7 protein-coding genes, 2 tRNA genes and 3 rRNA genes are annotated in these 15,052 nt (G+C 44.4%); 11 read left to right on the top strand and 1 reads right to left on the bottom strand.

What is annotated here, in order from left to right:
- Positions 1 to 2: 2 nt before the first annotated feature.
- From PBAL39_RS18005 to PBAL39_RS17980, 6 genes are all read left to right on the top strand, one after another.
- The gene (locus PBAL39_RS18005) at positions 3 to 4,232 is read left to right on the top strand and encodes a DUF6531 domain-containing protein (RefSeq protein WP_008244167.1); all 4,230 of its coding nucleotides are present in this window, start codon (positions 3 to 5) and stop codon (positions 4,230 to 4,232) included.
- A gap of 9 nt (positions 4,233 to 4,241) precedes the next feature.
- Positions 4,242 to 4,754 (top strand): hypothetical protein, encoded by a 513-nt coding sequence (locus PBAL39_RS18000; RefSeq protein WP_008244165.1) that lies wholly within the window; start codon positions 4,242 to 4,244, stop codon positions 4,752 to 4,754.
- Positions 4,755 to 4,921: 167 nt separating this feature from the next.
- A complete protein-coding gene (locus tag PBAL39_RS17995) occupies positions 4,922 to 6,115 on the top strand; it encodes a hypothetical protein (RefSeq protein WP_008244163.1) in 1,194 nt (397 codons plus the stop codon).
- Positions 6,116 to 6,254: 139 nt separating this feature from the next.
- Positions 6,255 to 6,632 carry an SMI1/KNR4 family protein gene (locus tag PBAL39_RS17990; RefSeq protein WP_008244162.1) on the top strand — a complete coding sequence of 126 codons (378 nt, stop codon included), beginning with the start codon at positions 6,255 to 6,257 and terminating at the stop codon, positions 6,630 to 6,632.
- Positions 6,633 to 6,765: 133 nt separating this feature from the next.
- Positions 6,766 to 7,347, top strand: coding sequence for a hypothetical protein (locus PBAL39_RS17985; RefSeq protein WP_008244161.1), 582 nt, complete (start codon positions 6,766 to 6,768; stop codon positions 7,345 to 7,347).
- A gap of 8 nt (positions 7,348 to 7,355) precedes the next feature.
- On the top strand, positions 7,356 to 8,078 hold the full coding sequence (locus PBAL39_RS17980; protein WP_008244160.1) for a hypothetical protein: 723 nt from the start codon (positions 7,356 to 7,358) through the stop codon (positions 8,076 to 8,078).
- Positions 8,079 to 8,082: 4 nt separating this feature from the next.
- Here the strand turns inward: PBAL39_RS17980 and PBAL39_RS17975 are convergent, their stop codons facing one another.
- Positions 8,083 to 8,757, bottom strand: a complete 675-nt coding sequence (locus tag PBAL39_RS17975; protein ID WP_157274096.1) for a hypothetical protein — start codon at positions 8,755 to 8,757, stop codon at positions 8,083 to 8,085.
- 1,145 nt (positions 8,758 to 9,902) lie between these two features.
- On the opposite strand from PBAL39_RS17975, the gene PBAL39_RS17970 reads away from it, so the two are divergent.
- The 5 genes from PBAL39_RS17970 to rrf all read left to right on the top strand — a co-directional run bounded on the left by PBAL39_RS17970 (position 9,903) and on the right by rrf (position 15,028).
- Positions 9,903 to 11,424: ribosomal RNA gene (locus tag PBAL39_RS17970) — 16S ribosomal RNA — on the top strand.
- A gap of 116 nt (positions 11,425 to 11,540) precedes the next feature.
- Positions 11,541 to 11,615: transfer RNA gene (locus PBAL39_RS17965), tRNA-Ile, on the top strand.
- Positions 11,616 to 11,629: 14 nt separating this feature from the next.
- A tRNA-Ala gene (locus PBAL39_RS17960) sits at positions 11,630 to 11,706 on the top strand.
- A gap of 225 nt (positions 11,707 to 11,931) precedes the next feature.
- Positions 11,932 to 14,808: ribosomal RNA gene (locus PBAL39_RS17955) — 23S ribosomal RNA — on the top strand.
- A 108-nt stretch (positions 14,809 to 14,916) separates the two neighbouring features.
- Positions 14,917 to 15,028, top strand: a 5S ribosomal RNA gene (rrf, locus tag PBAL39_RS17950).
- The 16S, 23S and 5S rRNA genes sit together here with 2 tRNA genes alongside, the layout of an rRNA operon.
- Positions 15,029 to 15,052 lie beyond the last annotated feature (24 nt).

The following is a 15,052-nucleotide window of genomic DNA, read 5'->3' as shown; positions in this document are numbered from 1 at the left end:
CTATGGCTTTTAAAATAGTAAACGACCCCATTGTCCGGAACCCATCAATAGATCCACAACCGGCAGCAAAACATTTCGACATTGTACTTGGCCTTGACTTTCATGTGCTGAAAGTGCCCTGGCCCATCACGCCTTGTCCGATTACGCCATTCGCAGCACTGATTTTCGACCCTATGGATTACATCCATGTGAATATCCCAGCCATGCCGGTTTATACCGATGATGGATTTACGATTGCCAAGGATGTTCCACTGGGCGCTAAAACCGTCATAAACGGATCTTACCGTGGCGTCGCGCAAAGTGCGCTATGGGGGATGCCTTCTGTGCCGCCGCTGATGGGTAAGCTCAAAGGACTGGGTAAGGCCGTTAAAAAGCTGAACCTCCTGCATTCGGTCATTCCGCACCCCTTGTTTTTGCTGCCTAAGTTTTTCCATCCTCATGAGGGACAGCTGTCACATGGCAGTGAAACGGTGATTACCGAAGGGATGTACCAGAGCACCTTTCTGTGTCGTGCCTATTCTTGTCAGGATGTCGGCAAAATCCTGATGAACAATCCGACGGGAGGTTTTTACCTGAACTTCCTGACCGCCATCATGGTGGTGCTTCCACTGGGGGCGCCGGTGATTGTGGGTGGTGCTAAAAAGGAGCAGGAGCTGAAGTTTGCCGACCTCGTCAATGCGCTGATGCTGATGGGACTGATGAAAGGTCTCAAATACGTGCCTAAACTTTTAGGGAAGATGCTCACCAAGCTACTTGCGAAGATCGAAGCCCGTTTTCCTGGTTTTGCGAAGTTCAGAAATGCCGTGCAGCCACACATCTGTAAGTATTTGGGAGAGCCGGTAGATGCCGCCAGTGGTCATATGGCCAGTTACCTGGAAGGGTTTAGTCTGCCCGGCCCTATTCCTTTTATCTGGGAGGCGAACTACTATAGTAATAGTGCGTATGACGGGCCTTTGGGCAAAAACATCTACCATAGTTATGACATTACTCTGCTCGTAGATGAGGAGATGGTGGTCATGAATGACACTGCCGGCCGGCCGGTGATCTTCCCACTGTTGCAACCGGGCAATAGCTTTTACAATCCGCTTGAGAAGTATGAGCTGCACCGCGATGATGCCGGCGAATACCACGTGAGCGGTAAAAATGGCCTCCACTACTATTTCAATAAACCGCTGGAGGGGAGCAATGGCTTCGGTAACCTTCGGAGCATTGTCGATCGTAACGGTTTTGCCATCCGCTTCACTTACAATGAAAAAGGTCATCTGATTAGCATCAAGGATAGCGCAGACCGAATGATTACGATTTCAAGTGATGAGAACGGATTGATTACCGCACTCTCTTTACCTAATCCTGATTTCGGTGCAAGCGGGATGACCTTTGATGCGGTCAGGTATACCTATACCGCTGAAGGCAATATGAACGGCATGTACAATGCGGAGGGCTTTTTAAACCGCTTTGCCTGGAGGGAGCGTTTCATCACCGCCCGCAGGTTTAACGACGGCACCATCTTTACATTTGAGTATGATGATAAGGGGAGGTGTACAGCTGCATTAGGTCCAGATGGGTTGTATAGTTATACCTTTGCATATATCGATGGTTTAACTATCGCCACAAACAGCCTCGGACACAGCAAGAAGTATTACCATGCTGATGGTGTGGTGAGCAAAATCGTAAATAGCCTCGGTGGCGAACGCCTTTACACGTATGATGACAGCAATAACCTGATTGCGGAGAGCAACGAGATCGGCGTGGCAACGACTTATGAATATGACGATTTTGGAAATCTGATAAAACTACATCTGCCGGCACAAGGGGAAGTGGTCATACGGTATAATGAACTGCACCAGCCGGTGGAGACCGTATTGCCCAACGGAGGGGTTTGGATTTACGAGTATGATGAGGTTGGGAAGTTATTGAAGCGTGTTAATCCTCTGGGTGATGCTATCACTTACGAGTACAATGCAGATGGGTTGATTAAAGAAATTACCAACGTAGTAGGGCAATCTTCATTTTTTCGTTATGATGACCAGTACAATTTAAATGGAGTGTTGCTGCCAAATGAAACCCAGGTACTTTATTATTATGATGCATTGGGGCGATGCATAGAATTGAATGATCCGAAAAAGAACACACATTATAGGAAATACAACCTATTGGGAAAAGTGACGGAAATCACCGGTCCAGATGGAGGCATACTTAAGTTGACTTACGACAGCATGGGTAACCTAACATCCGCCAAAGACAGACATCACAAAGTTGAGTTCAAACACGATTTCTTTGGCAATGTGGTCAGGCGAAGCCTTGGAGATAATTCTGTTGAATTTGTTTATGATAAGGAAGGGCAGCTTAATGGAATGATTAATGAACATAATGAGCACTATGTCTTTGAATTGGATAGTGAGGGAAATGTAATCGTTGAACGAGGCTTCGACGGCCTTGTGTTTAAGTATTTACGAAATCCTGCAGGGCAGGCTGTGCAAATCGAGCGTCCGAATGGACATCGGGACATATATGAATACGATAGTGCCGGCCAGATCATTACCTTATTTCATCAGGCTGATCAGACAGTGGAAAGTTATGCCTACGATAATATGTCTCGAATGGTTGCTGCTGTCAACCAACATGCGCAGGTGGTATTGAAGAGGGACGTTATGGGTAGGGTTAGTCAAGAAGAGTGCAACGGAATATCCGTCAATAGTGTGCATAACCCACTGGGGCAACGGACGCGAGTGAGAAGTAGTATGGGGGCTGATATCAGCACCACTTACGATGAAGTACTTTTTCTGGTAGAAGAAATCAATGCAAACGGCTGGCAGGCGAAAATGAGTCGAAATCCAACTGGATATTTGTTGGAAAAAGAGTTTGTTGGTGGTGTTAAGCAGTCATTCGACTACGATAGAAATGCGAATCTAACCAATCAAAGCCTTATAACAAACAATCGGGTAGTCCACAATCGTCACTATAGTTGGGAAGGAGAGCGGCTGAAGGGAGTTACTGATTCTTCGACAGGCGACAAATTATTTAAACACGATGTCCATGGTAACTTGTCGGAAGTCCTCTATGGTGATGGAACGGTAGAATTCAGGGTTCCAGATGCAGTTGGAAATCTATTTGAAAGTCTTAGCAGGAAAGACCGGTCGTATAACAGAGGCGGTAGACTAATTGAAAGCAGCAATGCTGTTTACAAATATGACCAACAGGGCAATCTGATTGAAAAAAGAAGCAGACGTGGTGAAGTCTGGCAGTACTACTGGAATGAAGCCGGTATGCTTGAGCGAGTCGTTCGTCCAGATCAGGAAGAGGTAATCTTCGCGTACGATGCATTAGGCCGTAGGTTGTGGAAAAGATTTAAGAAAACAACTACGAGATATTTATGGGATGGAAATAAACCCCTTCATGAATGGAAGGAATTCGATGCCCGGGAGAGTACAGCCGATGAGATCATCACTTGGGTTTTTAATGAGGGAAACTTTTCTCCGGTTGCAAAGATCAAAGGAGACAAAAAATATAGTATCATTGCAGACCAGCTAGGTACACCTGTGCAGGGGTATAGTGATGATGGTGAATTGATCTGGCAGCGTGAGTTGGATAGCTACGGTAGAATGAAAATGCAGCGCGGTGATGCGGGATTCTGTAATTATCTGTACCAGGGGCAATTGATGGATCCTGAAACGGGATTAGCCTACAATAGGTTTAGGTATTATAATCCAGAAGAGGGAATATATGTGAGCCAGGATCCTATAAGATTATTGGGAGGGTCCAGGTTGTATGGATATGTAAAAGATACAAATATCTGGCTTGATCCTTTTGGCCTGGCTTGTGAAGGGGACTCGGGCAGACATAGTATTTTGAAGGATGATAAGGAGGGAGGTCAATCGCATCACCTCAATCAGGACGCTGCATTTAGAGACGTAATCCCGAGAAATAAAGGAGCCGCTATAAAGCTTGAAGGGGATGCTTTCAGAGAGGTTGGCAGCAATCACTATAATGCACACGCCAGCTTAGAGCAATTCTGGGATCAATATAGGGTTGGTGGTGAGAATTTTGGTCTGGAACCATCTATTGACGAATACAACGCTGCCTTGCAACGATCATTAGAATCTACAACTTTGACGCCAGATCAGATAGATTCAGCGATGCTCAAAGCCAAACTGAACCAGCTGGAGTATGGTTTAAATGGCACAGATAATGTTCCAAGAATTCCAGGAAAGATAAATCAGGTAAAACCTTGAATATAAAACATGGATATTAATTTAAAAAAAATTGAATGGTTCAACCATGCTGGAGATTTTTCAGCAAAGCTTAATGTTGGCTTGCCAATACAAGCAATAGGTGATCGGGCGGCATTGATGAAAAGCCTGAAATCTATTAATTGGGGTAATTTTATCCTATATGCAAAAAATAGGTTGTCTTGGTATATAAAGAGTTTTCATGCGGAAGCTGCAAAGGGCTGGAATGATGTTGCAAAACAGGCCCAGTCACGATACGCAGAGCTAGAACCAACGATTATCGATGCTGCTCAGCATTGCGATGTCCCTTCAGAAATACTTCCTTTTGTCAAGGCATTAGTTATTTCTTATGAAATTGAACAGTATTTTTATGACCATGCGAGTAAAGACATCCCAAGGCATTTTTATAAGATTATGGAAATATTTGATGTCGGCCATGTTGCCGTGGGCTGGGAAGGAGCGATGCCAAAAAATGAAGGTTACAGTGAAATTGATCTGAATACAGGTAAAATATTGATCTGGTAGCAATTCTCTCATAAATCAGCATGAATGAGTTGCTCGTTATATTCTTGAGACCCTCACTAGGCAGAAACAGATTAGGTATGATGCTGATAAGTTGAAATAAGAATACAGTTCTGGATGTTCGGTTGATTCAGAAGATTTGTTTCATTTAGCTTACTCACTTTACATATATGAATAAAGCAGCGTATTATGCAATATTTACAGATCAATCCGGGATTGATGGAATACCTGGATCGCTACAGATCAGGATGTTTGAAAATGAGATACAAGGAGACGCGTTTAGTCGGGAAAATACCGTTCAATATGAATGGATGAAAGCAGGATTTAACGACTATCAGCTGAAAAGTGAACTTTCTTTATATAGTAAACATGAATATCTGGACTTTGATTATTACAGGTATGCCAATGACTTTCTGGTTTCAGAAGACTTTTTGAATGCCATAGCTCAGTACAATATTGATTATGAGAAATCTGCAGTACGTGTTTTTAGTGCCGTCGGTAATCTGGAACTGAAATTTCGTAAAAAATATTATTTTGTAAAATTCAGATATGCAGAAGATGTGGTCAATTTTGAACTTTCAACTTTTGAAGATGCCTTGTCCGACAAGGCTGAACCTATTATACACAATGGTGTAAGGTATGTAAAGAATTATGAGAACATCGTGTTGCATGAGGACCGGATACCCGCAGAAGTATTTTTAATAAAGGACGCTAAGCTGGGGTATAATTTGTTGTGTACAGGATCTGTGAAACTGAGCCCAGCTGTTGATGGACTGAAGGGGGTGTTGTTTGTTCCGCTTGAAGATTTCATGGATTTCAAGAATAACAATGGTTCGCTGGGAGGGGATGCTTATCAACGTATCAAAAGCCGCGAGGTTCAGAGGGAAAGACCTCCTGCTGTGAATGCTGAAGACACTTCAGGACAAAATAAGGATAAGTATGATATTCAATATAGAGCGCTAACAGCCGAAGAACTTGCGGAGGTTGAGCGTCTTGCTGGTGTCGGGATTAGCAGACTTACAGCTGCGGGACATGAAAGTGATCTGCTGATCGACCAGATGAAGGACTACGTCGATACCTTAAAATCAAATCAGACAAATTCCGAGTATCTGGCTTATGAGCTTGGTTCAGTTTTTGGACAGCTGATCATCAGTCAGTATGGATGGCGTTGGATGTATATTACTGTTGATGGAGAGGGATCAATATGTGTCCAGTCACCAGATAAACGTTTTGCATGTAAGGTACATAATTATCTATATTCATTGCTAACTACTGACAGGACGAATAACCTGAAATTATTGTTTAATATGCTCACAGACCTCGACAAAACACGAACTCAAAGTCAAATGATATTCTTGAATTAGCGTAAAGACAATCTGCCAGTATTTGGGTTTATATTATACTGAAAAATATATCAGGGGTTGTCGTATTTGGACGTTCGGCGTAGTGGTCGCCTGAGGCACAAATCTCTTTAATTGGTCATGTATTTGCGATGAATAAGATATGGAAGAAATAATCGCATTGGTATGGCAACACGGTTTCTCAGATGAAGATCGTGAAGCGCTTGAAAATTTTAAGTCCAGGGATGGCTTTGAGTTGATCTCCGATCAGGATCTTAAGGGTATGCTTGCTTTTTTTAAGCAGTATCCTGATGACTTTGAGGACCTTATTCCGATCATGACTGACAACAACTCCAATTATATATGTGTGTATTTTCAAGGGCAGCATTTTGGAAAAGTCTGCTATTTAAGTCACGATGAGATGGATCTGACACCTTTTTTCTCCAGCATACGGGTCTTGGTTGAGGTGATCAACAGATATCCTGAGGCATGGGATTTTCCGGAAATACCTGCCGATGCCTATGATATTTCAACTAAGTAACTGTCTGGATTATCGGGTGTTGACTATGTCAATTAAATGATGTGTTGGTATAATTTTTGTTTTGTAGATAAATTGTATATCGTCTGATTACCTGGATAGGTTATTTTAGGTTTTAAAAGCGATATGAATTGCGATGGACATTAAACGGCTCAATAAAACGGTATTTCTTTCGTATCTAACCTTGATCATATTTGTGGTTGCTGGATGCAGTTCTGAGAATAAGAGAAAGAGGATCTCCAATAATGAGAATGTTAAAGCGGTCAATGAACATTTGGTGGGCTTTATTGATCTTGTTGCGGGGAAACTTGCTCACGGGGGCTTAGCAGACGGTGAGTTGGTTACGCTCACTGATAGTTTTTCCAGATATTTTCCGATTGTAATTTATAGAGAGGGTGATTCTGTGCCTGAGCATACCGTAATGGTTACGAGAAACCGTTCGGTGTCAGCGGGCGAGCCGGAGCGAATCAGTTTAAGTTTGCCTGAGGCTATTGGATCCAACTTGAGCCTGAAGTTGCTGACAGATCATTTCGGGCCATTGGCGCCAGAGGGAATTCTTGCAAGAGAACATGAAACTCCTTTTCCGTTTACCATCGCATTGAAATCTCACCTTAAACTTCCTGAAGAAAATATGTCGATGCACATTGCTGCAAGTGACTATCCCGAGGCGAAAAACAACCAGATCAAGTCAATTGAACTTATTAACCTTAACCCTTAACAACGCTCATGGCTGTTTATAAGTTAACCAAAATCAAGGAATATGATGCCCACGGCGGTCCTGCTAAAGAAACTCCCGGTGAAGACGGTCACAGTAAAACGCCTACACAGTCGGGCAGGTTTGTGATCAATAGCGTTGGAAAACATGTGAGTTATGGTAAATATGCCTACTGGTCAGGTGTAGCCTGGGGAACACCGGTGAGATTAATTGGTGATACCGTCATGGTAAAACATGATGGAAGATGGATACAGCTTTCGAAAGTTAACAAACAGTGGGGAGAATTTAGGGAGCAAAAACTGATTACACATGCAGTCAAGCAAGCACACCATCAGATCTCCGGCATGTACACAGTTCCATCAGCCTGGATCTTTAATGATTTCGGCCATACCTCTGTTAAATATTTTAAGGATACGAACCACAATTGGCGTATGGATGGTAAGGAAAAGATACTGGGCGATTTTATACATACTACTCCCGGGGATGAATATGACACCTCCTTAAAAAGACCGGTTAGACTTGGAGAGTCGCATGGCTGTATTCATGTAAAACCTCTTGAAATTGACACCATGATTGGTAATGGGTATTTAAAGAAAGGGAATACCGTTGAAGTGCATCCGTACACGGATAAGGCCATTGCAAGTAACCTGGTCCGTACAATTGCACAGCCACTTTATGAGGTGCACTTTTATCCGGGAATCTATAAAATCGCTATTTACAGGGTGACGCAATAGAAGTTTAATACCAGAAGTTCTCATTGGTTCCTGAAATTTTAACTTCGTTGCTGCCCGGTATAAACCCATCCATCTTAGGTATATCCGCGAATTTATATTTGAAAGTCAAGTGCTGGTCTTCCTGAATAGGGGTTGTTTCCTCGTCGCAGGAGCTGTATGTTTTGTCGATGATGATTTTTCCAATGGAGAAGTTGACATCGTATCTGAAATCAAAATCGCAGTTGTCAGCGTCGTCGTGCGTGGATCCGATTAGGAACCAATCGCTGTCCTGGTATCTAAAGATGCTTTTGAAAGTACTGGTATGTCTGGAATTGTGATTGAAGGTTTGTGAAATGCTGAGTGTATTTTTTACAATTTCCATTTGTAAAGAGCCCCCTTCTTCAGCATAGAACCCACAATCCTTGCTCTTCCATAATACTGAGGTGTTCTTTTTCCAAATTCTGTTTCTTCCATCGATCTTTTTTGCAATATATAATATGCGTTCAAAGCCCTTATCGCCATGACTTATATCTGTATTGTAGGCAAAAACAATCTCATTGATACCATCATTATCTAAGTCGCCTTCAATTTTTGCGACAAGCTGGTATTTTGAGGGAATCTTTAGCTCTGGTAGATTCTGACTGTAGGTGTTCGTAAATGTCAATGCCAGTAAGAGAGTTGATAGAAAGAGTCTAGACATTTGCCTGATGAATTATATGTTTGTTTTGTCTGTAAATGTACTGATTTATGGAAATGAATGATTTGATGTTTTGTATTCGCTGGTACTTATTTCATATGTGGAGGGTTCATGGGGTGATTCTGCTGGGAGTGAATTTGGATTTCTTGAGATTTTGATGTGCCAATTTGCAAGAGTGCATATATAAATAAACAATTAGGGCTGAAATATTTCTGAGCTGCCGATTCTTGTGATGATATTGAAGTAGGGCAGAGATTTGGCATTTGTCTGGGGTCTGTCCCTGCACTGTCTGGGGATAGTTCGGTCTTTGTTCTGGAAGCAGGATGAATAATAACAGATCATAGAGAGACTAAACAGAGACCAAAGAGAGGTGCATCGTGCTTTTTGTCTCTGTTTAGTCTCTGTTTAGTCCCTGTTTAGGGTCTCTTTAGTAGGGTTGTTTCAAGAACATGGTACGGACGAGGGCCGAACAGTAATGGGTGAAACCAGCCATTGATGATGGGGCACTATATCTCTAGTCCATTTATTCTTCCGCTATTGATTATGACCATGCGAATAATTTTTTTCTTATTGTAAACCATGCAGTTAGGGCTGTGATACAAATAAAGGGCTAGAAATGTTTTGGTCTACTGATATTTTTCCTACTTTTGCATCCCGCTTCGGAGGAAGTGAAACGGTGAGAAGGATAAGAGAAGAAGAGTTTGAAATGTTGCAGTAGGAATTGGCCAGGCAGGTTTTTTAGTTTTTAAGTGTTAGAACAGAGAAAATAAAAAAGATCAAAAAAAGCTTGACAATAACAAAAAGATTTCTACCTTTGCAATCCCAAACAACGGGGAGCTAAACGAACGGAGTTCGCAAGCGAATAAACAAGATTGAAACAATAGGCTTAACCGCAACAGAACTGGACGAGAAAGACCAGGTAAACACAGGGGCGGCAGATTGCAACATATAAAGAAGACCCGTGAGGCGATTCGAGAAGTTCATTAAAGAGATGTCATTTATAGCGTAGCGAGGTAGATTAGTACGGAATCAAAGTACATGATACTGAAGCTATTTTTTTAAGTTTGATTCTAACAGACAATATAACAATTAGAATAAAGACTATTATTAACAAGTTAAGAATGGTCAGCGTTCAAACAACACATTTTACAATGGAGAGTTTGATCCTGGCTCAGGATGAACGCTAGCGGCAGGCCTAATACATGCAAGTCGAACGATACTTTCCAGCTTGCTGGAGAGGAAAGTGGCGCACGGGTGCGTAACGCGTATGCAACCTACCTTAATCAGGGGGATAGCCCGAAGAAATTCGGATTAACACCGCATAAAATCACAGTATAGCATTATACAATGATCAAATATTTATAGGATTAAGATGGGCATGCGTGTCATTAGTTAGTTGGCGGGGTAACGGCCCACCAAGACAGCGATGACTAGGGGATCTGAGAGGATGACCCCCCACACTGGTACTGAGACACGGACCAGACTCCTACGGGAGGCAGCAGTAAGGAATATTGGTCAATGGAGGCAACTCTGAACCAGCCATGCCGCGTGCAGGAAGACGGCCCTCTGGGTTGTAAACTGCTTTTATTCGGGAATAAACCTCCTTACGTGTAAGGAGCTGAATGTACCGAAGGAATAAGGATCGGCTAACTCCGTGCCAGCAGCCGCGGTAATACGGAGGATCCAAGCGTTATCCGGATTTATTGGGTTTAAAGGGTGCGTAGGCGGCTTATTAAGTCAGGGGTGAAAGACGGTGGCTCAACCATCGCAGTGCCCTTGATACTGATGAGCTTGAATACATTAGAGGTAGGCGGAATGTGACAAGTAGCGGTGAAATGCATAGATATGTCACAGAACACCGATTGCGAAGGCAGCTTACTATGATGAGATTGACGCTGAGGCACGAAAGCGTGGGGATCAAACAGGATTAGATACCCTGGTAGTCCACGCCCTAAACGATGAATACTCGCTGTTAGCGATATACAGTTAGCGGCTAAGCGAAAGCGTTAAGTATTCCACCTGGGGAGTACGCCCGCAAGGGTGAAACTCAAAGGAATTGACGGGGGCCCGCACAAGCGGAGGAGCATGTGGTTTAATTCGATGATACGCGAGGAACCTTACCCGGGCTTGAAAGTTAGTGAATCATTTAGAGATAGATGAGTGCGCAATCACACGAATCTAGGTGCTGCATGGCTGTCGTCAGCTCGTGCCGTGAGGTGTTGGGTTAAGTCCCGCAACGAGCGCAACCCCTATGTTTAGTTGCCAGCACGTTAAGGTGGGGACTCTAAACAGACTGCCTGTGCAAACAGAGAGGAGGGAGGGGACGACGTCAAGTCATCATGGCCCTTACGTCCGGGGTTACACACGTGCTACAATGGATGGTACAGAGGGCAGCAAGCTGGCAACAGCAAGCAAATCTCAAAAAGCCATTCACAGTTAGGATAGAGGTCTGCAACTCGACCTCTTGAAGTTGGATTCGCTAGTAATCGCGTATCAGCAATGACGCGGTGAATACGTTCCCGGGCTTTGTACACACCGCCCGTCAAGCCATGGAAGTTGGGGGTACCTAAAGTATGTAACCGCAAGGAGCGTCATAGGGTAAAACCGATAAATGGGGCTAAGTCGTAACAAGGTAGCCGTACCGGAAGGTGCGGCTGGAATACCTCCTTTCTGGAGTAGGTCAGACTACTGGCTGCGCAAATGATATAAATGACAGAAGATCTCAAAAAGAAACACCCATAGGATGAAACATCGTTTAGTGTTCTCATACTGAAGTAAAGACACCTAGTCCCGTAGCTCAGTTTGGTTAGAGCACTACACTGATAATGTAGGGGTCAGCAGTTCAAATCTGCTCGGGACTACAGATATATTCTAAGGGGGATTAGCTCAGCTGGCTAGAGCGCCTGCCTTGCACGCAGGAGGTCAACGGTTCGACTCCGTTATTCTCCACCATGACCGGTACTTAAGATAGAAGGTACAGAAATAGGGTTCAGGAATGAACTCCGGGATAGAAAAGTTCTTTGACATATTGGAAGAAGTTAAAAAAGAAGAGCAAACAACAATAGAGACGTTGTTAGCTTTGAGGAATGAAATGAGTAAGCAATTACAAATAGAAATCCGAAAGAGATAACAACCATCAAAAAAAGCATTTCCATAGGCGCAAAAGGCTATGGAGAGAAGAAAGTAAATAAGAGCACACAGGGGATGCCTTGGCTCTCAGAGGCGATGAAGGACGTGATAAGCTGCGATAAGCACTGGGGATTAGCAAATATGAATTGATCCGGTGATTTCCGAATGGGGAAACCTGGCTAGTTGAAGACTAGTCGTATAATACGCAAACCTGCCGAACTGAAACATCTAAGTAAGCAGAGGAAGAGAAAATAATAATGATTTCCTAAGTAGTGGCGAGCGAACGGGAAAGAGCCCAAACCATATTTGTTACGGCAAATGTGGGGTTGTAGGACTACGATATGATTATAATGCAATGAAGTGGAACAGGATGGGAAGCCTGGCAACATAGAGTGAGAGCCTCGTACACGTAAGTACCATTAGTCTAGTAGTATCCTGAGTACCGCGAGGTCGGAGACGCCTTGTGGGAATCTGCCGGCACCATCCGGTAAGGCTAAATACTCCTGAGAGACCGATAGTGAACCAGTACCGTGAGGGAAAGGTGAAAAGAACCCCGAACAGGGGAGTGAAATAGAACCTGAAACTGTGTGCTTACAAGCGGTCGGAGCGTCCAGGTGGCGTGACGGCGTGCCTTTTGCATAATGAGCCTACGAGTTACTCTTCTCTGGCAAGGTTAAGTGTTTAAGACACGGATCCGAAGCGAAAGCGAGTCTGAATAGGGCGTATAGTCAGGGGAGGTAGACGCGAAACCTTGTGATCTACCCATGGACAGGTTGAAGGTGCGGTAACACGTACTGGAGGACCGAACCGATAAACGTTGAAAAGTTTCCGGATGATCTGTGGGTAGGGGTGAAAGGCTAATCAAACTGGGAAATAGCTCGTACTCCCCGAAATGTTTTTAGGAACAGCGTGGATATAAAGTTATATAGAGGTAGAGCTACTGATTGGGTGCGGGGGAGTCAAATCCTACCAAATCCAGACAAACTCCGAATGCTATATAATATGATCTGCAGTGAGGCCCGGGGTGCTAAGGTCACGGGCCGAGAGGGAAAGAACCCAGACCATCAGCTAAGGTCCCCAAGTTATAGTTAAGTTGAACTAACGAGGTCCGATTGCATAGACAGCTAGGATGTTGGCTTGGAAGCAGCCATTCATTTAAAGAGTGCGTAACAGCTCACTAGTCGAGCGATCGGGCATGGATAATAAACGGGCATTAAACTATACACCGAAGCTATGGGTAATATTAATATTACGGTAGGGGAGCATTCCAGCGGCAGCGAAGTTATGACGTAAGTTGTGGTGGAGCTTCTGGAAAAGCAAATGTAGGCATAAGTAACGATAAGGCGGGCGAGAAACCCGCCCACCGAAAGGATAAGGTTTCCTGATCAACGCTAATCGGATCAGGGTTAGTCGGGGCCTAAGGAGAACCCGAAAGGGATATTCGATGGACAACGGGTTAATATTCCCGTACTTTTTATAACTGCGATGTGGTGACGGAGTAGTGACACTACCGCGATCTGACGGAATAGATCGTTGAAGACAGTAGGTATTGGTCTGGTAGGCAAATCCGCCGGACTAGCTGAAAGTCGATAGTACCGCGAACCTTCGGGTAAGTGGATAGTGTAGGTAATCAGACTTCCAAGAAAACCCGCTAAGCTTCAGGTTATAAAAACCCGTACCGCAAACCGACACAGGTATCCGGGAAGAGAATTCTAAGGTGCTCGAGTGAATCATGGCTAAGGAACTCGGCAAAATGGCCCTGTAACTTCGGGAGAAGGGGCGCTGGTAGCAATATCAGCCGCAGTGAAAAGGCCCAGGCGACTGTTTAACAAAAACACATGGCTTTGCAAAATCGAAAGATGAAGTATAAGGCCTGACACCTGCCCGGTGCTGGAAGGTTAAGAGGGGATGTTAGTCGCAAGGCGAAGCATTGAATCGAAGCCCCAGTAAACGGCGGCCGTAACTATAACGGTCCTAAGGTAGCGAAATTCCTTGTCGGGTAAGTTCCGACCTGCACGAATGGTGTAACGATCTGGGCGCTGTCTCAGCCATGAGCTCGGTGAAATTGTGGTCCCGGTGAAGACGCCGGGTACCCGCAACGGGACGGAAAGACCCCATGCACCTTCACTACAATTTAACATTGACATTGGATACAGGATGTGTAGGATAGGTGGGAGACTATGAAGCGGCGTCGCCAGGCGTCGTGGAGTCAACGTTGAAATACCACCCTTTCTGTATTCGGTGTCTAACTTCGCCAAGCGAAGGACATTGTTTGATGGGTAGTTTGACTGGGGTGGTCGCCTCCAAAAAGGTAACGGAGGCTTTCAAAGGTAAGCTCAATACGCTTGGTAACCGTATGAGGAGTGCAATAGCATAAGCTTGCTTGACTGTGAGGCATACAAGCCGAGCAGGGTCGAAAGACGGATATAGTGATCCGGTGGTTCTGCATGGAAGGGCCATCGCTCAAAGGATAAAAGGTACGCTGGGGATAACAGGCTGATCTCCCCCAAGAGCTCATATCGACGGGGAGGTTTGGCACCTCGATGTCGGCTCGTCACATCCTGGGGCTGGAGAAGGTCCCAAGGGTTCGGCTGTTCGCCGATTAAAGTGGCACGCGAGCTGGGTTCAGAACGTCGCGAGACAGTTCGGTCCCTATCTGTTGTGGGCGTAGGAATTTTGAGTGGGGCTGACCTTAGTACGAGAGGACCGGGTTGGACTAGCCTCTAGTGAATCTGTTGTTCCGCCAGGGGCATTGCAGAGTAGCTACGCTGGGAATAGATAAGCGCTGAAAGCATCTAAGTGCGAAACTAGCCACGAGATGAGAATTCCATATAGGACCGTAGCAGACTACTACGTTGATAGGTTACAGATGTAAAGGTGGTGACATCAAAGTCGAGTAATACTAATCATCCGAAGCTTTCAAGAGCAGTAAACTGTTGTTTGTTCTTCCTAACTTAACTTCTTTCAATAATATGTCATTGTTTGACAGCATAAGGTAAGTCCATTCCGAAGCTGTATAAACATTAAAAATATTTAGGTGCCTATATCGGTGGTGTCCACCTCTTCCCATTCCGAACAGAGAAGTTAAGCCCACCAGAGCCGATGGTACTGCGGTAACACGTGGGAGAGTAGGTCGGTGCCAAATCTTAAAGAAAGCCTGTAGTCAAAA

This window comes from Pedobacter sp. BAL39, assembly GCF_000170795.1.
In the GTDB taxonomy this organism is placed as follows: Bacteria; Bacteroidota; Bacteroidia; order Sphingobacteriales; family Sphingobacteriaceae; genus Pedobacter.
Note: the sequence above shows the minus strand (reverse complement) of the source record. Positions and strands in the feature narration are given on the sequence as shown.